General features: G+C 42.6%; 19 protein-coding genes. 8 read left to right on the forward strand and 11 right to left on the reverse strand.

The window, feature by feature from the left end; translation table 11 throughout:
• Positions 1-104: 104 nt before the first annotated feature.
• Together AC1DUD_RS19050 and AC1DUD_RS19055 are read right to left on the reverse strand one after the other, a co-directional pair.
• On the reverse strand, positions 105-2,999 hold the full coding sequence (locus tag AC1DUD_RS19050) for a DEAD/DEAH box helicase (RefSeq protein WP_477377218.1): 2,895 nt from the start codon (positions 2,997-2,999) through the stop codon (positions 105-107).
• Between the two features lie 349 nt (positions 3,000-3,348).
• Complete coding sequence (locus AC1DUD_RS19055) at positions 3,349-5,802, reverse strand: PIG-L family deacetylase (RefSeq protein ID WP_477377220.1); 2,454 nt, start codon at positions 5,800-5,802, stop codon at positions 3,349-3,351.
• Between the two features lie 263 nt (positions 5,803-6,065).
• Between AC1DUD_RS19055 and AC1DUD_RS19060 the strand changes: the two genes are divergently transcribed.
• From AC1DUD_RS19060 to AC1DUD_RS19075, 4 genes are read left to right on the forward strand one after another with little or no spacing between them, the layout of a single operon-like run.
• Positions 6,066-6,695, forward strand: a complete 630-nt coding sequence (locus tag AC1DUD_RS19060) for a TetR/AcrR family transcriptional regulator (RefSeq protein ID WP_477377222.1) — start codon at positions 6,066-6,068, stop codon at positions 6,693-6,695.
• 2 nt (positions 6,696-6,697) lie between these two features.
• Positions 6,698-8,062 carry a TolC family protein gene (locus AC1DUD_RS19065; RefSeq protein WP_477377224.1) on the forward strand — a complete coding sequence of 455 codons (1,365 nt, stop codon included), beginning with the start codon at positions 6,698-6,700 and terminating at the stop codon, positions 8,060-8,062.
• Positions 8,063-8,085: 23 nt separating this feature from the next.
• The gene (locus AC1DUD_RS19070) at positions 8,086-9,141 is read left to right on the forward strand and encodes an HlyD family secretion protein (RefSeq protein WP_477377226.1); all 1,056 of its coding nucleotides are present in this window, start codon (positions 8,086-8,088) and stop codon (positions 9,139-9,141) included.
• 4 nt (positions 9,142-9,145) lie between these two features.
• The gene (locus AC1DUD_RS19075) at positions 9,146-10,690 is read left to right on the forward strand and encodes a DHA2 family efflux MFS transporter permease subunit (RefSeq protein WP_477377229.1); all 1,545 of its coding nucleotides are present in this window, start codon (positions 9,146-9,148) and stop codon (positions 10,688-10,690) included.
• A gap of 255 nt (positions 10,691-10,945) precedes the next feature.
• Here AC1DUD_RS19075 and AC1DUD_RS19080 read toward each other — a convergent pair whose 3' ends face one another.
• Both AC1DUD_RS19080 and AC1DUD_RS19085 read right to left on the reverse strand, forming a co-directional pair.
• On the reverse strand, positions 10,946-11,530 hold the full coding sequence (locus AC1DUD_RS19080) for a carboxymuconolactone decarboxylase family protein (RefSeq protein ID WP_121232522.1): 585 nt from the start codon (positions 11,528-11,530) through the stop codon (positions 10,946-10,948).
• Between the two features lie 226 nt (positions 11,531-11,756).
• Entirely contained in the window at positions 11,757-12,302 is a 546-nt protein-coding gene (locus AC1DUD_RS19085) for a peroxiredoxin (protein ID WP_110586381.1), read from the reverse strand.
• Between the two features lie 187 nt (positions 12,303-12,489).
• Here AC1DUD_RS19085 and AC1DUD_RS19090 point away from each other — a divergent pair, with 187 nt between their 5' ends.
• The 4 genes from AC1DUD_RS19090 (at position 12,490) to AC1DUD_RS19105 (ending at position 16,989) form a co-directional block, all read left to right on the forward strand.
• Positions 12,490-14,394: a hypothetical protein gene (locus AC1DUD_RS19090; RefSeq protein WP_477377232.1), complete on the forward strand. Its 1,905-nt coding sequence runs from the start codon at positions 12,490-12,492 to the stop codon at positions 14,392-14,394.
• A gap of 71 nt (positions 14,395-14,465) precedes the next feature.
• Positions 14,466-15,542: a WG repeat-containing protein gene (locus tag AC1DUD_RS19095; RefSeq protein ID WP_477377234.1), complete on the forward strand. Its 1,077-nt coding sequence runs from the start codon at positions 14,466-14,468 to the stop codon at positions 15,540-15,542.
• On the forward strand, positions 15,539-16,360 hold the full coding sequence (locus AC1DUD_RS19100) for a hypothetical protein (RefSeq protein WP_477377236.1): 822 nt from the start codon (positions 15,539-15,541) through the stop codon (positions 16,358-16,360). Before AC1DUD_RS19095 ends, AC1DUD_RS19100 begins: the two co-directional genes overlap by 4 nt.
• Complete coding sequence (locus tag AC1DUD_RS19105; protein ID WP_477377238.1) at positions 16,357-16,989, forward strand: DUF2306 domain-containing protein; 633 nt, start codon at positions 16,357-16,359, stop codon at positions 16,987-16,989. Before AC1DUD_RS19100 ends, AC1DUD_RS19105 begins: the two co-directional genes overlap by 4 nt.
• Positions 16,990-17,319: 330 nt before the next feature.
• Here the strand turns inward: AC1DUD_RS19105 and AC1DUD_RS19110 are convergent, their stop codons facing one another.
• From AC1DUD_RS19110 to AC1DUD_RS19140, 7 genes are all read right to left on the reverse strand, one after another.
• A complete protein-coding gene (locus AC1DUD_RS19110) occupies positions 17,320-18,480 on the reverse strand; it encodes a toxic anion resistance protein (protein ID WP_477377240.1) in 1,161 nt (386 codons plus the stop codon).
• A 136-nt stretch (positions 18,481-18,616) separates the two neighbouring features.
• Complete coding sequence (locus AC1DUD_RS19115) at positions 18,617-19,165, reverse strand: TerD family protein (RefSeq protein WP_477377242.1); 549 nt, start codon at positions 19,163-19,165, stop codon at positions 18,617-18,619.
• A 4-nt stretch (positions 19,166-19,169) separates the two neighbouring features.
• Positions 19,170-19,724, reverse strand: a complete 555-nt coding sequence (locus AC1DUD_RS19120) for a TerD family protein (protein ID WP_477377244.1) — start codon at positions 19,722-19,724, stop codon at positions 19,170-19,172.
• Complete coding sequence (locus tag AC1DUD_RS19125) at positions 19,714-20,559, reverse strand: phosphoribosyltransferase family protein (RefSeq protein WP_477377246.1); 846 nt, start codon at positions 20,557-20,559, stop codon at positions 19,714-19,716. The genes AC1DUD_RS19120 and AC1DUD_RS19125 overlap by 11 nt, the downstream gene beginning before the upstream one ends.
• Positions 20,556-21,251, reverse strand: a complete 696-nt coding sequence (locus tag AC1DUD_RS19130; RefSeq protein ID WP_477377248.1) for an HAD family hydrolase — start codon at positions 21,249-21,251, stop codon at positions 20,556-20,558. Before AC1DUD_RS19130 ends, AC1DUD_RS19125 begins: the two co-directional genes overlap by 4 nt.
• 139 nt (positions 21,252-21,390) lie before the next feature.
• The gene (locus AC1DUD_RS19135) at positions 21,391-22,059 is read right to left on the reverse strand and encodes a TerD family protein (RefSeq protein WP_477377250.1); all 669 of its coding nucleotides are present in this window, start codon (positions 22,057-22,059) and stop codon (positions 21,391-21,393) included.
• Positions 22,060-22,063: 4 nt separating this feature from the next.
• Entirely contained in the window at positions 22,064-22,639 is a 576-nt protein-coding gene (locus AC1DUD_RS19140) for a TerD family protein (RefSeq protein WP_477377252.1), read from the reverse strand.
• Between the last annotated feature and the right edge of the window lie 272 nt (positions 22,640-22,911).

A 22,911-nucleotide genomic window follows, 5' to 3' on the forward strand; every position in this document is an offset into this window, starting at 1 on the left:
GCAATCCCCGACTTTACAGGGGAAGATTTGCATAGCCGCTCTGCTGCTTGGGGATTGCTTCGTGCCTCGCAATGACGATTTTATTTATTAATAGCTTCGCCCCTCTACCCCAATATCTCCTTAATATCCTCCGCCGTAAGCGATTTAATAAAGCTTTCTTCTGTAGTGATCAATGCACGTGACAGGCTAAGCTTACGCTGCTGCAGGGCCAGGATCTTTTCTTCAACCGAATCTTTGGTGATGAATTTATAGATGAATACGTTTTTAGTTTGGCCGATGCGGTGTGTACGGTCAATGGCCTGCTGCTCAACGGCGGGGTTCCACCATGGGTCCAGGATGAATACATAGTCGGCTTCGGTAAGGTTAAGGCCTACGCCACCGGCTTTTATCGAGATCAGGAATACGCGTGTTTTTTCATCTTCCTGAAACTGCTTCACTACATCCCCGCGGTTTTGAGTGCTGCCATCAAGATATACGTAAGGAATACCAACACGCTCAAAATGCTCGCGGTAAATACTGAGCTGTTTTACAAACTGTGAAAATATGAGCACTTTGTGACCGCCATCAAGCACGTTACCTAAGGTATGTACCACATCCTCAAATTTGCCGCTGTCCCCCTCGTAATCCTTATCGATCATGATAGGGTGGTTGGCAATTTGTCTCAGCTTAATGAGCCCCTGTAATACCTGGATCTGTGTTTTGGCGAAAGTGCCATCTTCCAGGCTTTTCAGCAATTCGTTCCGGTATTCGGATTTGATCTCTTCATAAACCGATGATTGTTCTTCAGTCATCTGTGAATAGAAAAGGTTTTCGGTTTTAGGCGGAAGCTCTGTTGCCACCTGCTCCTTGGTACGGCGCAGCACAAAAGGCTTGATCAGGGCCTGTAGCTTGCGTGCCTTATCCTCGTCTTTTTTCTTTTCTATCGGGGTAACAAATTCGTTTTGGAAAAACTGTTGTGCACCCAGCAAGCCTGGGTTAATGAACGACATTTGTGTCCATAAATCGTTAACCGAGTTTTCTACCGGGGTACCGCTCAAGATCAGCTTAAAGCGCGATTTGAGTTGCTTAACCGCCTGGTATGATTTTGACGACGGATTTTTGATGTTCTGACTTTCATCCAGGATCACGTAATCAAAAAAGAAATCTTTGAACATCTCAATATCAATACGGCTGATACCATAGGTAGTGATCACCACATCGTAATTGGCAAAAACTTCGGCGCTGCGGTAACGCATAGTGCCGGTATGCACCATTAGCCTTAACTGCGGCGCAAATTTACGGGCCTCATTAAGCCAGTTATATATCAGCGAAGTAGGCATGATCACCAGCGAAGTGGCTTTGCCGCCGGCGTTTTCTGCATCTTCTTTATGTTTTTGCAGTAAGGATAAAGTTTGTATGGTTTTACCCAAACCCATATCATCGGCAAGGCAGCCGCCAAAATGATACTGCTTTAAAAAGTGGAACCAATTATAGCCTGCTTTTTGGTAAGGCCTTAAGTTGCCCTCAAAGTTGACTGGCATTGGCGCATCCTCAAGTTCATCAAAATTGGTGAGTTTTTGCAGTTTGCGGGTCATGGTAACGCTCGCCATTTCTCCTTCGGCAAGGTCGGTGACCAGGCCAATATGATGACGGCGAAGTTTAAGTTCATTGCTGCCTTCGGTAAAATGCAGCAGGTTGCCATATTGTGAAAACCATTTTTCAGGGATCACGGCTATCTCGCCCGATGGCAAGGTAAACTCTTTTTTATGATTGAGAATGTGGTTTTTAAGCTGGATAAAGGGAATCCGGTATGGCCCGAAGCTTACCATGGCATTGATATCAAACCAGTCGTTATTTTCGGTTACTTCCAGTTCAATTTTACTGCTGCCAAATACGTAGCGTTTTTGCCCTTCAGGTTGTTCAAGCTCAAAGCCCTGTTCAATAAGCTGATCATGATGCTGATTAAGCCATTCAAAAACTGAGAACGAGCGATCGTCATCATCTTCATGACCAGCAACTTCAAGATTTTGGAACAGGGAAGACGCTACTTTAAGCCCCAAGTGTTCCAATTGCTGCATTTTGCCTTTTTCCCAGGTGGTTGAGCGCTTAATGCGGTGAAACAGGTAATCATCGCCGGTTTTTTCCATCCGCACGGAAATATGCCTGCCATCGCCATAAGGAAATATGTAGCCGGCATACTTAAAGGAGAGCTGCAATTGCGAAGTTCCGCCTTCAATATAAATAGGTTTAAGTACCGGGCGTGCATCATACTTTTCGGTATTGATGGTAAAACCTTCGGCGTAAACGTTATGCTTTTCGATAAGCGGGGCAACAAACTTTTCAAAGTATGATTGTTCTGACGATTTTGGGATGGCAATGAAACGCTTGTTCAGGAAGGGTTGTAACTTTTTGCCTTCAATTTCCTTGTCAAAGTAATATAGGGTATCGTCAAGCAGCATCCAGGCCGGGTGATTGCAAATGATCTCGGCATTTTTAAACATGAACTCAATGCGCATGCCCTGGTATTTGATGGTGGGAAAATACCTGATCTCCTCCTCATTGCGCCTGAAGTGGAACAATACCGATGCCGCTTCGGTAGCCAGTTGGAGCTTACGCTCGCCTGGATAACCTTCCTTGCTCATCTGGTATACCTGTTTGCCGCAAAGTAATGACAAAGCCTCGGCTATGCGTTTCTCCAGCTTCGGGCGGATCATATCAAACATCGGCTCGTTAAAGATCTTCGAGAAAAACTCAAACGGGCGGATAGGCTTTTTGTAATACCTTTTGATCACGTTACCCTGCTCCATCTCCTCCAGTAATTTGACCAGTTTGATGTCGGTATCATCCAGAAATTCACAAAACTCTTTGGCTGTATTGGAAAATAAGCGCTGATGAGTTAAAGAAAATTCACCGTTAGGGTTGAGTTGAACAATATGAGGCTCAATAACATACGACAGGTAGTCATGCTTTGCAATGGCATAAATAATTTGGCATGGTTTGGAACTGTCGACGCGTAACATGTGCTTCAGGGTAAAAAATTATTTGAAGCTACATCAAGAAAAAATTCAAACGTAAATAGAATTTACTGTAATTGAAAATGTTTTATATTAAAAAATTGTTAACAGGTTGAAATTGACACGGTTTTGATAACATAAAATGTTTTTTGTCGGATAGTTGGGGATAAACGGAAAAGATAAACCGTCATTGCGAGGTACGAAGCAATCCCCGACTTTACAGAGAGGATTTGCATAGTCGCCCTGCTTCTTGGGGATTGCTTCGTACCTCGCAATGACGATTTGTTTAATGTTCCATCAGGGTCTCTCGTAGAGGACCCTGATGTCTTTGCCATGCAGGTGTTGCTTATTCTTTTTACTTCGGCTTGCTCAATAAGTTAATAAACAACCTGTAAGCTCCCGGTACACCGGCAGGTAGCTCCCTGAAAAATGCCAGCGACGTATATATAAACCTACCCTTGCCATAGTCGCCAACTATGAGCGAGCCGTTAAGAGGCTCTTCGCCTTTGTCATGCATCTGAAAAATGGGTTTATACTGCGGATCGATATTACTTACAAAATACAGCCCTCGCTCCTGGATCCAGCCGCTGAAATCAGCATTAGTTATTTTATTAGGATAGTTTAACACCGGATTTTGAGGATCTAAAATGGTTACTTCGGCATTTTCGTCAGTAACCCTTCTGTTCACTACGGTAAACGGATATGGGCCTATTTGTTTAACCACGATGCCGTTGTTGTTGTTATACTGTACAACCAGGTTGCCACCATTCTTAACATATTCCATTAATTTCGGTTGCTGGTAAGCAAGGCGATCATTTACATTGTAGGCACGAACCCCGGTTACAATGGCGTCATACCCTGATAAGTCGCCGTTCATGACTTCGTTTTCGCTTAGCATGTGTACTTCGTAGCCTACCTGGCGCAGGGCTTCGGGCATCTGGTCGCCGGCACCGGCGATGTAGCCAATTCTTTTGCCATTGTTTTTCAGGTCGAGATAAATGAGTTTTGTTTGTGCGGGTGGGAATAAGGTAATAGCCGGCACATGGTCATACCTGATACGGAGCAGGCTCAGAGAAAACGGTTTGCCATTGGCGTTAACTACTACTTCCAGATCGCTTGCTTTAGTTTTGGTATCGGTTGGGCTAACTGTAAATGCTATCGACCATTCATCGTTTTTGTCCTTATCCGTAAAGTCAATTTTTTCGGGACTTATTTTCCAGCCTGCAATAGGTTTAAGGCTGATGGTACCGCTGGCTTTTGTAAAGCTTTTCAGTTTTACCAGTACCGTTTGTGCTTGCTGTGCGCTAAAAATATAATCCTTGTTTTCAATGTTGGCTGTTACCGGCGGCGTTATTTCAATGGGCTGATAAACCTCGCCCCTAACGGGATCAACATATTTATATACAATGCGGCGGTCGATATTTATGGGCTTACCTTCAATAATAAACTGGAAAGTAACTTTGGGCAAATCCGGGTTTTCGGGATTTCCGGCCAGGGTGTTGTCGGCCAGGGTATAAACACCTATTGGATGAGGGGCTGCCAACCAGTACGGCTGAGTTAATGCAGATGCTGCGGCCGTGGTTTCAAAAGTTTGCAGCTGGTTAAACGGTATTTCTTTGCTTTGCAGGGCCAACGCGCTGTCATTAGCATCAATGCTGTTTATTTTAACACGATAATTAAAGCGGTTGATCACCTGTGCACGCAGGTTCATTTTATCGCCCAGGGCATAGGTAGGTTCTGTTGCATAGGCCTCAAACCATAAACCAGCACATGCCGCGATCAGGTTGTTTAATTCTTTTGTTTTTTGTTCACGCCAGTAAGTATCGGATACTTTCTCAACTTTCATCAGCAATTGCACTAACGCGGGCAGCGATTTTTCGGGAGCTTCGTTGATGAAATTTCGACTGATCACACTTGTTAGGGCTGCAATAGCGTCTCCATCTTTAACCCGTTTCCAGGTGGTATTAACACCATCCATCAGGTCATTTTGAGGGGCATCCCCTAAAATAGTTTTAAAAAACTCGTACGATTCACCACGTTGTTTTGCCGAGCCAAAGCCCTGGGTTTTGTGGTTGCTGCGGCTTTCAGCAGCAATTTCGCCATAACTTTTGCCTAAGATAGTATTATATGCACCTACATCAATCTTAAACTGATCGGCTGCGGTGGTGTTAGTATTTCCAAAGTTGAAAGTGTTCCATAACAGGCGTTTGGCCTGCCACGGCTTTACATATTTCAACTGCTCCGGGTAACGGGTTGGATCGGCAGCGGCAGCAAAAGCCTCCTGCGCCAATATGGCCGATGAGGTATGGTGACCATGGCCTCCTTCGCCTGTTGTGGGGAAACGGCAAATGATCACATCGGGCCTGAATTTACGGATCACCCAAACTACATCGCCAAGTACTTTTTCCTTGTCCCAGATCTTCAGCGTTTCTTCCGGCCCTTTTGAAAAACCGAAATCATTGGCGCGGGTAAAAAACTGTTCGGCGCCATCAACCCGGCGGGCAGCCAGTAGTTCCTGCGTGCGGATCAACCCAAGCAGCTCACTTTGTTCGTTGCCTATCAGGTTTTGTCCCCCATCGCCACGGGTGAGCGACAGGTAGCCTGTGCGATAATGTTTTTCCTGTGCAAGGTATGCCAGCAGGCGGGTATTTTCATCATCGGGATGGGCTGCTACATATAGTACGCTGCCCAGCACATCAAGCTTTTTCAGATTTTGCTGGATACTGCCAAGGTCAGTAGGCGGGTTGGTTTGGGCTTTTGAAAATGCGGTTATAAGCAGGAATACTACAACGAGGTGGATACGCTTCATGGCAACAAATATATTGAAAGATAAATATTCTGTATTTCCTGTATCAACAATATAACAAAACGATTACTGTGGCCATCAATCTGTTAAGGTTTTCAATAATTGGTATTAAATGTTTCAACAAATAGTTTCGTTTTTTATAATTTTCTTAAGGCATGTCAAACAAATCTGTCATTCGACGGTAATCTTAATCAACTGATTAACTTTTTCTGCTTCAATCCGATACGCTTAATCAATCGTTTGATTAATTTTGTGCCGTTAAAACAATGGAAAAAGATAAAATAGATAAAAAAGACCACATCCTCGACGTAGCCGAAAAGGTGTTCGCGGATCTTGGTTATGACGGTGCCTCCACCCGTACCATATCGGGCGAAGCCGGTGTAAACATGGCTATGCTCAATTACTATTTTGGATCAAAAGAAGGGCTTTTCCTGGCGGTTTTTCAACGCAAAATTAATTCATTTCGCACCCTGCTGCAAAACATAGGCAATGACGACAGCATATCAGCATGGGACAAGCTTGATAAATGCATTGATAACTATGTTGAGCGTATTATCGCCAATAATTGCTTTCAAAAGCTCATCAACAGGGAAGTATCCATGAATAAACGCGGCGACCTTACCGATAAGATCATCGAGATACTGATGGTGAACGTATACGAGGTAAAAAGGATCATGGAAGAGGGTGTTAGCAGCGGCCTGTTCCATAAAGATGCTGATATACCTTTGGTAATAGCTACTCTTTTTGGTACAAAAAATTATATAGTTAACATGCCTCAGCTATCATCATTAATACTGGGACATGATATTCGTGATGAAAAGTTTATGGAAGCTGAACTGAAACCACGCGTAAAAACATACATGAAAAGACTTTTAAAAGCTTATTTAGTTAAATGAACATGACAACTCCAAATAATAAAACCAATCACCTTAAACTATTAAAGCTGGTATTACGGCCCGTTTTGCGCGGTAGTATCGCTCTCTTAGTTTTTAGCCTGCCGTTTGCGGCCAACGCACAGGACAGGACAATCACACTTGATGAAGCCATTAAGCTCGGCCTCGACAACAGTAAAACCCTTAAACTTTCAAATTCGAGGGTTGAACAGGCTGTTTCAGAATACAACCAGGCTAAAGATGAAGCTTTGCCAACCGGTAAAGTAAGTTATGGTTATAACCATGCCGAAATTCCTGCCAACAGGCTTGCATTAGGCTCTGAAAGTTTTAACCTGCCTGCACGTGCTGATGCTTACTTAGGGATCCTCACTTTAAACCAAACCATATTTGCCGGCGGTAAATTGAAATATGCCCGCCAGTCAACTGATCTGCTTACGCAGGTTGCCCGTTTGGATGTGGAGAACGATAAAGATCAGATCGTTTACGACATTATAAGCTCGTATTATAACCTGTACAAGGTGCTGCAAAGCAAAAAGGTAGTAACTCAAAACCTTACTACTGTTGATGCGCAGATTAAACAGGCACAACGCTTTTTTGAACAAGGTTTGGTTACCAAGAATGATGTATTGCGTTTCCAGTTACAACGCTCAAACATTGAGGTTAACGGTATCGACCTTGAAACCAACCGTCGGATCATCAACTACAACCTTAACGTATTGTTAGGTTTACCTGAAGGTACACAGCTAAATATAGATCAGATAACTGAAGCCGACAGAGCAGTTGCTCCGCTAACCGCTTATCTTGATACAGCAATGGCTACACGCCCTGAGTTTAAGCAATTCGCATTACGCAGCCGCGTTGCCGAAACTAATATCAAAAGCATTAAAGCTAATGAACTGCCAACTTTAGGCGCTTCGGTTGCGGGCTATTATGTTGATGTTAGCGCTAACCCTATACCTAAAAGCGGTAGTTTCATCACCCCGCTATCTGCCGGCTTAACACTGTCATGGAACTTCGGCTCATTGTGGACAAACAAAAATAAAGTAAAAGAAGCCCAGATTCAGAGCCAGCAGGTTGATATCAACAAAAGTATCACTACCGACCGTGTGAAAGATGAAGTTAATCAAAGCTACCAGAACTATACCATGGCGCTTGAAAAGATCAAACTTTTGCAAACTTCAATTGATCAGGCAGGCGAAAACAACAAGATCCTCGAATCAAAATACAAAAGCAATATAGCATCAGCTACTGACCGTGCCGATGCAGAAACCTTGCTTTACCAGGCACAGATCAATTTAGAATTGGCTAAAGCCGATGCTGGTCTGGCTTACTATACTTTACAAAAATCAACAGGAAAAATCAACAAATAACAATACCAAACCTTTTAAATAAAATGGCAAAGGAACAAGAAACACCGGAACAACCGAAAAAGAAAAACAAAGTTATCCCCATCATATTAGGCATTGTACTTATTGGCGGTATCATTTTCGGTATAAAAGAATACATCTACTTCAGTAAACACATTGATACTGATGATGCGCAGATTGATGGCGATATCAGCCCTGTAGTTGCCCGCGTTGGCGGATATGTTGATTCAATTTATTTTGAAGAAAACACCCACGTAAATGTTGGTCAGCCGCTGGTTAAAATTGATGACCACGATTATAGAATAAAAGTAGAGCAGGCCCAGGCTGCACAGGTAGGCGCAAGTGCTGGTATTGGTGTAAACCAGTCACAGATCTTCGCTAACCAGGCAAATTCAGCAGGAGCTAAAGCGCAGGTTGCATCAAACGCGGCCCATTTAGAAAAAGTACAGAAAGATTATGACCGTTATGCCAACCTGGTAAAAGACGGATCAGTAACCCAACAACAATTTGATCAGGCTAAAGCCGATCTGGATGTTGCTAAAGCTAATTACAAAGCATCGCAGGATCAGTACAAAGCCGCTGTTGAGCAAATTGGTACAACCCGTAGCCAGTTAGCTGTTACCCACACAGGTGTATCGCAAAAGCAGGTTGATATTGATTATGCTAAACTTCAATTGAGCTACACCCAGGTAAAATCACCTGCAAGCGGTTTGGCGTCTAAAAAGAATGTACAGTTAGGTCAGTTGGTTCAGGCTGGTCAAACTTTGTTTTCAATAGTAAACGACAACAGCCTTTACATTACTGCCAACTATAAAGAAACACAGCTTACCGATATCAAAAACGGTTTAAAAGTTGAAATTGAAGTTGACGCTTACCCTGATATGAAACTGGAAGGCGAAGTATATAATTTTTCACCTGCTACAGGCGCTAAATTTTCATTGCTTCCTCCGGATAATGCTACCGGTAACTTCGTAAAGGTTGTACAACGTGTGCCTATCAAAATAAAGATTAATGGTACTAAAGAAGAGCTTGCAAAATTACGCCCGGGCATGAGCGTAAACGTATCTGTAATTAAAGGATAATACAATGGCTGAAACTGGCTTTAAAAAGTGGATCATCACCATTACGGTGATCACAGCTTCGTTACTGGAGCTGATAGATACCACTATCGTTAACGTAGCGTTGCCTCACATACAAGGTAACCTTGGCGCAACCCTTGAGGATGTAGCCTGGGTAGTTACCGGCTATGCGGTAGCAAACGTGATCATATTGCCTATGTCTGGTTGGCTGGGCGGCCGTTTTGGGCGAAAAAACTATTTCATGACATCTATTATAGTGTTTACCATCGTATCGTTTTTATGCGGTAATGCACACACTATGAATGAGCTGGTACTATTCAGGATTTTACAGGGTATTGCCGGCGGCGGTTTAATCTCAACCGCCCAAGCTATATTGCTTGAAACCTGGCCCCGTGAGCAAATAGGTACAGCAACCGCCTTGTTTGGTTTGGGAGCGGTTGTAGGCCCAACGGTAGGTCCAACCATTGGTGGCTGGATAGTTGAAAATTACTCATGGCCATGGATCTTTTATGTAAATATCCCGGTTGGAGCGCTGGCGGCATTTTGTACCTACACCTTTGTGCGGGAAACGCCCAAGGATGCTAAAGGTAAACCTGTTGACTGGTGGGGTATTATCCTGCTGGCCGTTGCCGTAGGTAGTTTACAAACTGTACTTGAAAAAGGTGAAAGTGAAGACTGGTTTGCAAAACCATACATCCTGATATTAACCATATCGGCAGTATTAGGAACCATATTGTTCATCTGGCGCGAAATGAGTACGGAACACCCGATAGTAAACTTCAGCATTTTGCGGCATCGAAGTTTTGCCGTGGGGATGTTTACCTCCTTTATACTTGGGTTTGGTTTATATGGTTCGGTTTTTGTGTTCCCGGTATTTTGTCAAAACCTGCTTGGCTTTAATGCCCAGCAAACAGGTGAGCTGCTGTTTCCCGGTGGTTTGTGTACCATTGTGATGATGCCATTTATAGGGAAGATGCTTAATAAAGGAATACCAGCCCAATTTATGGCTACCGCGGGTATGTTTTTGTTTTATGTATTTACGCACATGTTGAGCAACTCAACACTGGCCACCGGCGAAAAGGATGTGTTAGTGCCTTTGTTGATACGTGGTGTAGGTATGGCTTTATTGTTCGTGCCGCTTACTACGCTGGCCATGGCCGACCTGAAAGGGCCCGAGTTGGGCCAGGGTTCGGGCTTGAACAACATGATGCGCCAATTAGGTGGTTCATTTGGTATAGCCACGCTAACAACGCTTATCCACATACGCCAGGGCGTGCACCGCAATAACCTGCTGGTTAATATCAATCCGTACAATAACGCTTTTAATGATCGCCTGCATATGCTTACGCAGGGCTTCATGGCAAAAGGTAAATCGGTGATTGATGCCACCCATATGGCCTACCAGGCAATTGAAGGCATGGTTACCAGGCAAACATTATTACTGACCTATGATGATGCCTACTGGATCTCGGGGTTGGTGATGTTGTTTTCGATTCCGCTGCTTTACTTGCAGCCATTCAAAAAGCTGAAAGCCGTTGCTGATTCGCACTAAAATGATAAAAGCCGTTCCACTATTACCGGAACGGCTTTCCCCAAAAAAAATTAACAATTAAAATTTAAGTTACTCCCCCTGCATAAACAACATATTTAAATATTGCGACCAGGGTTAGTTTAATCTTAAGGTATAAATTTACTGGATTTTAATTAATAAACGCAAATTTTATTGGGCAATAAAATACTATTTATGAAAAAGGCATGAAATTTTATTGTTTCATGCCTTTTTCGTTGTAAAAATGAGCTAAGCTTGTTAAAATATAACTTTACCTGTAGCTGTAATTAACGATGCTATACGTACAGCATCAAAAATACGCTCCTCGGTAGTGCCTAATTTTATAAGCGAATCTTCATGTGCATTCACGCACATTTCACAGCCGTTAATTGCCGATACGGCTAAACTGGCCAGCTCAAAAAATTCTTTACCGGTTACGGGTTTCATCATGAGCTGCATGCGGATGCGGGCAGGGATCTGGGTGTATTTTTCCTTTTGGGTAAAATGCCTGAAGCGGTAAAATATGTTATTTGACGCCAGCAATGAAGCACAGCCAACAGCTTCGCCAATTTCGGCATCAGTGGCTTCGTTTTCTTTAGCGTATTTGGTAAAGTAGTTGATAAGTGGTACGTTATTGTTGTTAGCAGCGGTAGCTAAACCCAACAGGGCGCATTCTTTGTTGGTTAAGTGTGCTGATGTAAGGGTGCTGGTAAAGTTCAGCTTCAGATCGCGCAGGTAACGTGATTCGCCTGTTTCTAAAAGGGTAAGACTCGCGGTGCGGTAGCTTTTATCTAATCCGATACTTTCAAGTATCTCCTGGATCACTTCGGTACTTTCGTTCATGTTATTTTGAGCTGAAAGCTTAAGGCTGAAAGCCGAAAGCTGTTTTTAGCAGAAAGCTGAAGGCAGAAAGCCTAAAGCCTGTGTTAGTAGTTTAATTAGTAGAAAACTAAAAGCAGAAAGCAGCTACTTTCGAGCTTAAAGAAAAGGCCCAAAGCCAAGAGCGTTTATTTCCCGTGCTTCGAGCCTTTCGCTTTAAGCTTTAAGCCTTCGGCTTTAAGCTTAAATATTATACAGTTAAAGTTTCCTGACCTTTTTCCCAGTTGCAAGGGCAAAGCTCGTCAGTTTGTAAACCATCAAGTACACGTAATACTTCTTTAACGTTACGGCCTACGCTCAGGTCGTTAACTGATACCCAACGGATGATACCTTGTGGGTCAACAATGAAAGTAGCACGGTAAGCAATTTTTTCAGTTGGCTCTAAAATACCAAGGTCTTCGGCCAATGATTTTGAAGTATCAGCAAGCATCGGGAATTTCAAATCGCGCAGATCATCATGATCTCTTCTCCAGGCAGCGTGAACAAATTCAGAATCGGTAGAAGCACCGATCAAACGGGTTTCACGGTCACGGAATTCGCCGTAGTTTTTGTTAAACTCAGCAATTTCAGTAGGGCAAACAAAAGTGAAGTCTTTTGGCCACCAGAACATTACAGTCCAAACGTTATCATCGTTGGTTAAATACTCAGAAGTAAGGGTTTCAAACTCTTTACCTTTTTCAAGGCTTACTACTGCTGTTTTAGAAAATTCGGGGAATTTTTGTCCTATGGTTAACATATTTTGATATTTCTTTTAATGTTTATGCAAATATAGAAATTTTAACCCGCCTCCCGAATACTTATAATTGATGTGATATAGATTTTAGTTATATAATTTTATGTATGATATATATAATATTTATAGTGTTATTTATAAGGCTTTTAGCCCGTTTTTGCTATTTCAAAAAATGCGCTATCTTGGTTGTATGAAAACCAAACCTATCCTCATTATTGCAGTTTCTGTTGTTGTTTTGGCCGTTGGCGCTTTCCTGTTTTTTCGCGGTAAAACCATGACATCGCCAAAGCAAGGCGAGATAAGCCAATTTTTAGGCAACTTTAAAACTCAGCTCACCAAAGGCAACCGCGATTCATTATTAAGCTATTTTGGCGATAAGCAAAAAAGCGAACCCATAAACCGCCTGCTTGATGTATTATTAAATAAGCAAAGTAAAAATGACGATCCCGAGGCGCTATTTCACACAGACCTTGATGTTGCTAAAAGCAATATCACCTTTACCAATCCCGAACTGGCAGTAGCCATTGTACCGGTAACATTTAGCGGCGCTCACCTGGAAAGCAGGTTCTCGACCATTACATTCACCATCCAAAAAACTGCCCAGCACCAGTACAAAATTTACCAGGTAGATGCCCGCGATTTTATGACCGACTATATTGCCTATAAAAACACCGCCTGGCAAAAACAATATACCGATAAAGAAATTTATAGTCCTGCCACATTAAAAGCCTTTATCGATGCATCAAATTTATATGCCAAATATGACAGCGTAATATGGTTCGGCCATGTAAAAGATCAAACTTACTTTTATGTTGTAAAGGGTAAATGGGAGTTTTACAAGGCATTGGAGCGGGAAAAAGACACAACTAAAACTTATAAAATGGGATTAGTAGGGCCCGATTATAAAGAAGTGGTCCCGGCCGAATATGATCTTGTTCACAATATCAACGGCACTTTCCCTAATCTTGTCGAAGTAGAAAAGGAACATAAACACGGATTCTATGACCTCGGTGGTAAAATAGTGATCCCGGTTGATTATGATCAGGTATACCCGGTTACTGATACTGCAAATCTTGCTGCACTAAAAAAAGGAAACGATTATTTTTGGCTGAAAAACGATTATACCATATCTGAAAAAACCGAAATCAACGTCGGCGATCTGTTTTCAAAGCTTAAGCAGCCGGCTTCTTTTACTTTAACCAAAAGCCCGGCTGGTGATATCACCGAGTTTAATTCGCGTGAGCAGCATGGCACAATTTATCTGCCACCCTCATACCTTGTTGATTTGGGGTTGATGCCGCAAGTTGAAGAATTCAAAAATCCCTTACGTAATCATGTGGAGTTTGAAGCATCAAGCACCCAATACATAGTAAAAGCAAAATCATTGCCTGTACAAAGCTTGAGCGGAAGTGAAAATTGGCTGCAAAGCGCATTTTATTCTATTCGTGATTATTTTATTGGCGGACGGACTGAATTTTATGATACCCGAAACCTTGTGCTGATAGATAAAAAGCATAACAAGATTTACAGCCACCGGGTTGAAACAGACTACAGTCCTGAAGGAGAATCAGACAGCCCTTCCGATAACTGCAATGAATATGCTTTTCGTCCGCTTACAGATTCACTATTTGAGTTAAAAGCAACGGCTGTGAGCAGCATCTCACTTTACAGCGGCAAGGGCAATTTGGAGGAAATGCCTGTATATCATTATTTCACCATAAAAAATGAAAAATTAACCGAGCTGAATACCTCCCGCTTGTTCGGATTTACCAAATATGTAAAAATGAACCAGAACTATCTGGAAGGCTGCTATGTATATAGTGTAGATGAAGGATCGGTACCATGGAAAACCAAACGATCGACCCAGCTTACGCCTGAAGTTTTGCGGTATATGAAAAACGAGATCTATGCCGAGTATAAATACAAGTTCAAGGATAAAAGATGGAATGAGATTTTTTATGACTTTTACGGCGAAGGCAAAACAGGCCAAAACACCACTGTGGACGACTCGCTAACGGAGATTGACAAGTTCAACATTCAATGGATTGATCAAAAATTGAAAGCTGCACCAACTAAAGTACTCGCAGCAAAATAATTACCATAAATCATATAAAAAAGGCACCTTTAAGGGTGCTTTTTTTATACAACTTAATTAATGCCGATAAAATGAGAACTAAGCCTATACTAATCACATTAATAGCATTTTCAATTACCCTCGGCGGCATTTTCTTTGCCGGGTGTAAACACCAGGCAAGCGGCGATAAGGAAAAATTGATTCGATTTTTGAACGACTTTAACCGTCATGCTAAAGCCGGCGACATCGATTCACTGCAACAGTTTTTTGAAGCCGATAAAAACAGTAAAGCGATAACGCTGCTCATTAAAGTTTTATCCGGAAAAACCAACCTGAGCGGCAAAGCTATGCCCCTGTTCAGGACAGAGCTTAACTTTACGGACAATGACATTACGTTTGCCGGAAATGATTTAGCCAAAGCATTTGTAAAGGTTAGCTTTAGCAACGATAAAGAGCCTGCCAAACTATCGACTATAACTTTTACTGTCCACAAACTTAATGACGGTGGCTTCAAGATCATTAGCGTAAGCGCCGACCGTTTCAGGCGTGATTACCTGGCTTATCAAAAGAAAATAGCAGGCAAATCGTTAGCGAATAAGGATGTATATGAGCCTATAACCCTTGCCGCGTTTAAAACCGCCGAACAATTGAAAACACGCTATGATAGTGTTTTGTGGTTTGAGCACGTAAATAAGCAAACCTACTTTTATGTGATAAAAGGTGTATTAAACCGCAACTTTTATTATCCAGATTCGATACCGGCTAAATCCACCTACAAAATGGGGCTTTTAAGCCCGTCATTAAAGGAGATCATTCCACCGGCTTATGATCTGATCCATAACATCGGCGGAACTTTAAGCGGATTTATAGAAGTTGAACTGGGCAAAAACAGGGGGCTGTATGACCTTAACGGCAAACTGACAGTGCCTGTAATATATGACCAGATCTATCCACTAAATAATGACGACGATAACCTGGCGCTGCTAAAAAAAGATGCCGGTTACTTTTACCTGAAAAAAGACCTGAGTATCAGCGATAAACAAACTGATTTTAAAATAGCCGACGAGTTATCAAAAATCAAAACCTTCGGCTCATCGTTTGACCTGTCGGATAAAAGCTCGAAAAACATCATGGAATACAATGACCGGGAAAGCACCAATTGCATGTGATTCCGCCATCGTACCTGGCCGACTGGAAAATAGTACCTGCTTATATCGATTTTCAAAACCCTTTACGCAAGCATGTGCAAAGTATGAGTGAAGATGGTGAAGGTGATGTTGACATGTCGATAAGTTTTACCGGTACACAAAAACAGGATACCAGCTGGTTTAAAAGTGCGTTTTATTCGTTGGTGGGTAATTACCTCGGGGCCAGGGGAGGTTTGTACACCGAGAAAAAGCTGGTAGTGGTTGATAAAAGGACAAACCGGGTAATGGGCTTTAGCGCTCAAACATATTACGGCCAGGCCGAAGGCGGCGGTTATTTATCAGGGGCCTGCAATGAAAATTCCTTAAAAGCCATCAGTGATTCTCTCATTGAATTTAAAACCACGGCAAATATTGAAAGGTCGGGAATTATTGAAGGCCCATATTATCATTACCTGCAAATAAAAAACGGTAAACTGGTTCCGTTACCGGGCAAAAGAATCTTCGGCTTTACCCAGTACGTTAAAATGAACGATTCATATTTGCAGGGCTGCTATCTGCTGGGCGATCCTAATAACCGGGACGGCAAAGGTGTCCGTGCTGATAATATGCCAACAAGCGTTTTGCAATACATGAAAAACGAGATCTACGCTTCATACCAATATAAATTTAAAAGCGAGCAATGGAACAATGCATTTAATGATCAGTTTGAAAGGTATAACGGCGGCAATCTCAGCAATGTTGATGATTCGTTGACCGCCATTGATAAATTCAATATCAGTTTCCTGGTCAAAAAGCTTAGCAGCACCAAAATAAAAACCAATACCTTAGCTGCTAAATGAGCATTACCGGTCGCATATTAAGATATTTTGCCTTTTTCTGGGTGTTGATATTGTGTGCCGGTACATTGGTTCAGTACTGGGATTTTAATCACGATTCTTATTTTTTGCATATAAAGGAAGCGGCGGTTAAAACCGGCTGGTATCTACCCGCTTTTTATTGCCACATTATTGGCAGCAGCGTGATCCTGCTTGCCGGATTCTTTCAGTTTTCAAAAAAGGTTTACAATAACAAAGTACTGCACCGGGCATTGGGAAAACTATATGTATTCGGCGTGCTGTTTTTTGCGGCACCGGGCGCGTATGTGATGACGCTTTTTATCAACCGGGGTACAGGTGTGTTTATATCGTTCCTCCTGCAAAATACGCTTTGGGTAGTTTTTACCTTAGCAGCATTCCTGTTGGTTAAAAACGGCCGGATAGATGATCACATCAAAATGATGAACCGCAGCTATGCCCTTGCCTTCGGCGCGGTTACCTTACGCTTTTATATCTGGCTGTTCACCGTTTTAGGGAACGGCGTAAATTTTCATAATAACTACCTCATCATTGCCTTTTTAAGCTGGGTGCCTAATTTGATTTTGGCCGAGGTTATAAACAGGTATGGGAAGAGGCCAGTTGTGGTTGGGTGAGAGAAAAGGCCTGTCAGTCTGAGCCTGTCGAAGACTCGTGCGCAGAGGCCTGTCCACTATGCTTCGACGAGCTCAGCATGACCCTTTTTTAGTTTTCGCTGAGTGGTAGCGAAGGATCTTCTTCGACATAATTAGCGGATATGCAAAGCGAAAATACAGGGTGAAGAAGATGCTTCACTGCGTTCAGCATGACAAAATCGGATAAAACAAAAACGTCATTGCGAGGTACGAAGCAATCCCCGACAAGCAGAGCGGTTTTTTAAATTCGCCCTGTATAGTTTGGGATTGCTTCGTACCTCGCAATGACGTTTATTTATAACCCTCGGGTTATTAACTCACACTCGTTACCGTCTTTTTCAATTCTGTTTCCAGGTTTTGAAGTTCGGTATTCAGGGTGCGGCGGTTGGCCGTACCTTCGTCGTGAATGCGTTTTACCTCGGTAAGGGTTTCAATGAGCGATGATGTTGTCTTTTTCAAAGTATCCAGAGACACTACTGTTTTTTCATTTTCGCGGGCTACGTCAATGCTGTTTTGTTTCAGCATTTCGGCATTCTTTTGCAAAATGGTGTTGGTAGTATCCGAGATTTTTTTCTGCATCTCCACATTCTCCTTCTGGCGGTTAAGCGCCACAGCTATTGTAAGCTGGTTTTTCCAAACCGGGATAGTGGTTGATACGATAGACTGCGCTTTTTCGGCAATGGTAGTATTGTTATTCTGCACCACGCGGATCTGCGCCAGCGATTGCATCATAATGAAACGAACTACTTTCAGGTCGGCAAGGCGTTTATCCAAACGGTTCACAAAATCGCGCAGATCGGCAATTTCATAATCCTGGTAGGCAGTTGGGTTGCCATCCATTACAGCCAGCTTTTCGTTAAGCTCATTGTACTTAAGCTGCCCGGCAATGATGAGGTCTTCCATTTGCTTAATGTAGGTAACGTTGCTGTCAAACATGGTTTGCAGCGAACTGTTATCTTTCAGAGAGTTAACACGACCGGCTTTGATCTTATTAGTGATCTTATCGATGTTGTTAACCACGGTATCGTACTTCTGGAAAAGCTTTTTGGTATCAACTACCAGCTTTTTCATGAACGGGATATGTGATATGAACGAGGTGAACGCGTTTTGATTCAGCTCATCAACATCAATATAATTCAGTTCGGTAAGCAGGTCGTTGATCAACACTCCAACTTCGCCCGAGTTATAGGTGCGTACCGAAGTAAGGAAGTTGTTGCTGTATTTCTCCATGGAGTTTTGTACCTCAACACCATAGTTCAGTATCGAGTTAACATCACCCGGATTGAGGTCTTTGCTCATCTCGCCATATTTTTTTACATCTTCGGTAGGGATAACATCAAGGTTAACATTGCCTTGCTTATCCAGCCTCATAGGCACATTACTGCCTTGCTGCGCGGCCGCCGGAATATCCAAACTGGTTGGAGTGATCAGCGGTGGTATATTTAGTTCATCATTATTTTGTGCACTTTCCATAATCTTATTTTGAAAAATAGTTATTGTGACAATAATGCCCGGATAACCAATATACCCGGCATTGGTTATACTTATAAGTAATTAGCTGTTACCGTTTTAACAGTTTCTTCCAGCTTGCGGTCGCGGGTTGGTTCGCCTATCGCGTTAAATTTCCACTCGCCGTTCTATTTGTAAAATACCCCATCACCATAGATACATGGCCCGCAAAATCTTTGCTATGTGCGATATCATAAGTAGCGAAGATCTCATTAACGCGGGTTGGAGTACCTTCATAAATACGGATAGACGCAAACGGAATACTGCCAAAGTCCTGACCCCGGAAGCTGTTCAATACGAAGGCTACATAGCTAACGGTTGGACTTAGCGTACCAAAGTCAACGGTAATTACTTCGTTGTCCAGTCCGTCGTTACCGGCCATATCGCCTGTAAGGTCATCGCCGCTGTGTTTTACAGCATGGTCTTTTGAACGCAGGTTGCCGAAGTATACCACATCAATAAGTTGTTTGCTGTCATTATATAAAATGCAGCTGGCATCAAGGTCAACTGCCTCTTTGGTAGTACCCAAACCAAACAAACCTTTCTTTTCAATGGCACCCCAGTTTATCCCAACACATACATTTTGTAATTTGCTGCCGTTGCTTTTTTCAAGGCTGATGCGTTGCCCTTTTTGAAGATTGATAGCCATTTTATTAGTTGTATTTGGTTAAATAATCCTGTAAGCCGCCTTTCATACCGGCGCCAACAGCTTCGAATTTCCAGTTATTATCTTTTTTATAGATGCGGCCAAACTCAACGGCAGTTTCTATCGAAAAATCTTCTTCCAGCTCGTACTTCAAAATATCGGTATTGGTAGCCGAATCAAAAATGCGGACAAAGGAATTGCGTACCTGCCCAAAATTTTGACGGCGGCTTTCGGCCTCATGAATGGTTACTACGATACAGATCTCAGTAGCACGCGGATCGATCTTTGACAAGTCGACAATGATCTGCTCGTCATCACCATCACCTGCGCCGGTAAGGTTATCACCGGTATGTTCAACCGCACCGTCGGGTGATTTTGGATTATTGTAAAAAACAAAATGCTCGTCGGTCAGGATTTTTTTGTTATCGCCCATGATGAACACTGAAGCATCGAGGTCAAAGGCCGAGCCTGTTGATGAGCTGTTTGTATCCCAACCAAGGCCTACTGTAAATTTGGGGGCACCAATGGTTTCCCGCTGGCCTTTTTGCAAGTTAATTGCCATGCTTAATTAGTTTATGATTGTTTATTAATAGGTTTTGTTTAATAAAGTTTAAGTTGGGTAAGTAGGCTTCAATGGTATGGTAACCGTTCCCCAAAGCCATATCATACAGCAAGTTTATGAAATTGCTGCCTTGATCTTGTATAAAAATGCAAAAACTTTCGTGATCGTAATTTAAAATATATTTTACGATGCGGGTGTTGATGAAAAAGCTATTGCCTTTGATAATATCATTTAAGTGATAGATTTTTTTCACATGATGATAATTGAGATAATTCTCAATGTTGGGGTGGATATTCTTATTCACCAGCTCGGCAAAGTACAGCATGTAAATATCATTCTGCAAGCCATAATCATCAACCATTTTCATGATCATACGTTCATGACTGCCGGTTATTTTGATATCATCCAAAAAAAGCAGCGTTTTGCCTGTAAGGAAATCCTTATCAATATGAAACGAGTCGTTACCTATTAAACTGATCCTTTGTTCGGCATCAAGTGCGCCGTAATCTTCCTTATAAGTTATAGTGCGGTGTACTTTAGTTTCCTGTACCACAGGATAGCCATGATCTGCCAGCCAGCGGTTAAGCCGGCACACAAAATAGTTTTTCATGGCGAAGGTGGCCGTAGGAATAAACGAGTACGGACTCGAGATCACCACTATTTGTTGTTTGATGGGCTGTTTGCTTAAATGTTCGGCAATAAATCCATCGGCCAGGTCAATGCCAAAATAGCGGGACACTTCACCATCGCCAAACTTAAAGCGACTGTAGTCATCGGCATCGAAACCAAAATGTGTAGCGCTATTGATGTGATGTAATGAGTAGGTAGCTTTCATAAACTTAATAAGTTTAAAATTGATAAGTTGTTTGAATTGATGAGCAGGCTATTAATGCCCACTTCATTAGCCCCCGCTATATCTGCAGCCGGGTTATCGCCTATGTGTATGATATCTGTATGGCTTATTTGCTTTGGTTTATTACACGCTCTGACATTTTGCACCATCAGCTTAAATAAAGCCGGATTGGGTTTTGACATGCCCTCCTCGTCCGAATAGATCTGGAAGTTAAAAAAGTCGGCCAAGCCTAATTTAACCATCACCTTGCGGAGCGTTTGCCCCTTTATAAAGCCTGTATTACTTAAAATACTCAATGAGCAATTACCTTTTTGTTTTAGATGCTGCAGCGTATCAATTGTTACAGGCGAGTAAACCACCGGCAGGTAATAGAACAGCAATTTTTCCATATCGGCATAAAGCTTATCGATATCCACATCGGCAAGCGGATACTGATTATCATTGATCATGCTAATTACCATCAGGTACATCTCGTCGGCATCAATGTTTTTGGCGGTACGCTCGTTTACAGCATTACACATCAGATCTACCTGGCGGAAAGCTCGCGCTACATCGTCTATGCTTTTACCTGTCGGATTAAAATCCCGGTGAAAGATTTTGGTACGCTCTATTTTAAAATATGGGTTTGATTTGATCAGCGTAAGCCAAAGATCAAATGAATAATGCTTGTACATTGGTTTTAGGTAGGGGATGTCTTTTCGAGGCTATATTTAAATGCGTCATTGCGAAGAACGAAGCAATCCCCTATTTGCAAGTCCGCCCTGTATAGTTGGCGATTGCTTCGTTCCTCGCAATGACGTTTATTTATTAAGCTTAATAGTTTCGAAGCAACTCCGAAAGGCTATCAGTTGAATGTGGGTCACCGATGGCGCGGAATTTCCAGGTACCGTCTTTACGATATACTTCGGCAAAGGTCATAGAGCACATGCCGTTGTAAGTTGAATCGCCAGACAGGCTGAATTTCGCTATTTCTTTACCATGACTATCCACCGCACGGATAAACGCATTTTCTACCATGCCAAAGTGCTGGTTGTTTTTGCGGCCCTGGTAAATGGCTACCAGGAAAAGGATGCGGTCATACTTAGGGTCAAGTGCGTCAAGTTTTACGATGATCTGCTCATCGTCGCCATCGCCTGCCCCGGTACGGTTATCACCGGTAAGCCAAATGTGTCCGGACGGGTGGCGCATAGAATTAAAGTAAATCACATCACCCTCAAACAGGTTAATGGTACGGCCATTGGCGGTTTGCTTGGCGTAACCGCGATTGGCTACTTTACCATCCTTATCCAGCAAAAACGCTATCGCGTCCAAATCATATTCCGCTTCTTCGGCACCACCAAACAGCTTGCCTAAAAAACCGCCGCCGTGTGTTTTACGCACATCCCAGCCTAAACCAATAGTTACCGACGACAGATCGAAACTTTCGCCTTTGTCATTTTTACGAAGATCAATTGTTTGACCTTTTACCAAATTTATAGCCATCGCTTTATTTGATTATTTGCCCTTTGAAATATTTACTTAAAAAGAAGGCCAGGTCTTCTTTATAACCTACGCCCGATGCTTCAAATTTCCATGCGCCACCGCGTTTGTACAACCTGCCAAACTCAATAGCTGTTTCGATAGAAAAATCTTCACCCAATTCATATTTACAAACCTCCGCTCCGGTTTGGTTATCTAAGATACGAATATAGGAATCACGTACCTGTCCAAAATTTTGACGGCGGGCCTGTGCTTCGTGAATAGTTACTACAAATAGGATTTCCTGAATGCGGGCGTCTACTTTAGTGAGGTCAACAGTGATTGATTCGTCATCGCCACCATCGCTGTTACCGCCGGTAGGATCATCGCCAGTATGGTGAACCGACTGCTCGGGCGAATCGACATTATTATAGAACACAAAAAATTCATCCTGCGGTACCAGCCTGCTGGCATCGATCATGATGGCCGATACGTCAAGATCGAAATCATAACCTGTACCCTCGTTTGGGTTCCAGCCCAAACCAACTGTCATTTTTGAAAGGCCGATATCTATTTTCTGCCCTTTTTGTAAGTTAATAGCCATTTTAGTTAGTGTTATTTTTAGTGAAACCTGTATTGCCAATTGGGTTTTGCGCGGCATTGCAGGTATGGCCGGTGACAAACCGGCAATTAAACGTTTAATCTAAGGTAGATGTTTTATTGAGGTGATATTGTAAAAATTGTCTACACAAAAATAAGACTGTGGCAGGGGGAGGTTGTTACAGGAAAGGAGGGGTATTTTAGCGGGGAGGCGCGAGTAGATGTATAAAACTGTCATCCTGAGGTACGAAGGATCTTCTTCAACAAGCATGGCCG

This window comes from Mucilaginibacter sp. P4_A11 (assembly GCF_056402535.1).

Coding starts and splice junctions, on each gene's coding strand:
- AC1DUD_RS19050 (WP_477377218.1), bottom strand. CDS start 2,999: ATGTTACGCGTCGACAGTTCCAAACCATGCCAAATTATTTATGCCATT.
- AC1DUD_RS19055 (WP_477377220.1), bottom strand. CDS start 5,802: ATGAAGCGTATCCACCTCGTTGTAGTATTCCTGCTTATAACCGCATTT.
- AC1DUD_RS19060 (WP_477377222.1), top strand. CDS start 6,066: ATGGAAAAAGATAAAATAGATAAAAAAGACCACATCCTCGACGTAGCC.
- AC1DUD_RS19065 (WP_477377224.1), top strand. CDS start 6,698: ATGACAACTCCAAATAATAAAACCAATCACCTTAAACTATTAAAGCTG.
- AC1DUD_RS19070 (WP_477377226.1), top strand. CDS start 8,086: ATGGCAAAGGAACAAGAAACACCGGAACAACCGAAAAAGAAAAACAAA.
- AC1DUD_RS19075 (WP_477377229.1), top strand. CDS start 9,146: ATGGCTGAAACTGGCTTTAAAAAGTGGATCATCACCATTACGGTGATC.
- AC1DUD_RS19080 (WP_121232522.1), bottom strand. CDS start 11,530: ATGAACGAAAGTACCGAAGTGATCCAGGAGATACTTGAAAGTATCGGA.
- AC1DUD_RS19085 (WP_110586381.1), bottom strand. CDS start 12,302: ATGTTAACCATAGGACAAAAATTCCCCGAATTTTCTAAAACAGCAGTA.
- AC1DUD_RS19090 (WP_477377232.1), top strand. CDS start 12,490: ATGAAAACCAAACCTATCCTCATTATTGCAGTTTCTGTTGTTGTTTTG.
- AC1DUD_RS19095 (WP_477377234.1), top strand. CDS start 14,466: ATGAGAACTAAGCCTATACTAATCACATTAATAGCATTTTCAATTACC.
- AC1DUD_RS19105 (WP_477377238.1), top strand. CDS start 16,357: ATGAGCATTACCGGTCGCATATTAAGATATTTTGCCTTTTTCTGGGTG.
- AC1DUD_RS19110 (WP_477377240.1), bottom strand. CDS start 18,480: ATGGAAAGTGCACAAAATAATGATGAACTAAATATACCACCGCTGATC.
- AC1DUD_RS19115 (WP_477377242.1), bottom strand. CDS start 19,165: ATGGCTATCAATCTTCAAAAAGGGCAACGCATCAGCCTTGAAAAAAGC.
- AC1DUD_RS19120 (WP_477377244.1), bottom strand. CDS start 19,724: ATGGCAATTAACTTGCAAAAAGGCCAGCGGGAAACCATTGGTGCCCCC.
- AC1DUD_RS19125 (WP_477377246.1), bottom strand. CDS start 20,559: ATGAAAGCTACCTACTCATTACATCACATCAATAGCGCTACACATTTT.
- AC1DUD_RS19130 (WP_477377248.1), bottom strand. CDS start 21,251: ATGTACAAGCATTATTCATTTGATCTTTGGCTTACGCTGATCAAATCA.
- AC1DUD_RS19135 (WP_477377250.1), bottom strand. CDS start 22,059: ATGGCTATAAATTTGGTAAAAGGTCAAACAATTGATCTTCGTAAAAAT.
- AC1DUD_RS19140 (WP_477377252.1), bottom strand. CDS start 22,639: ATGGCTATTAACTTACAAAAAGGGCAGAAAATAGATATCGGCCTTTCA.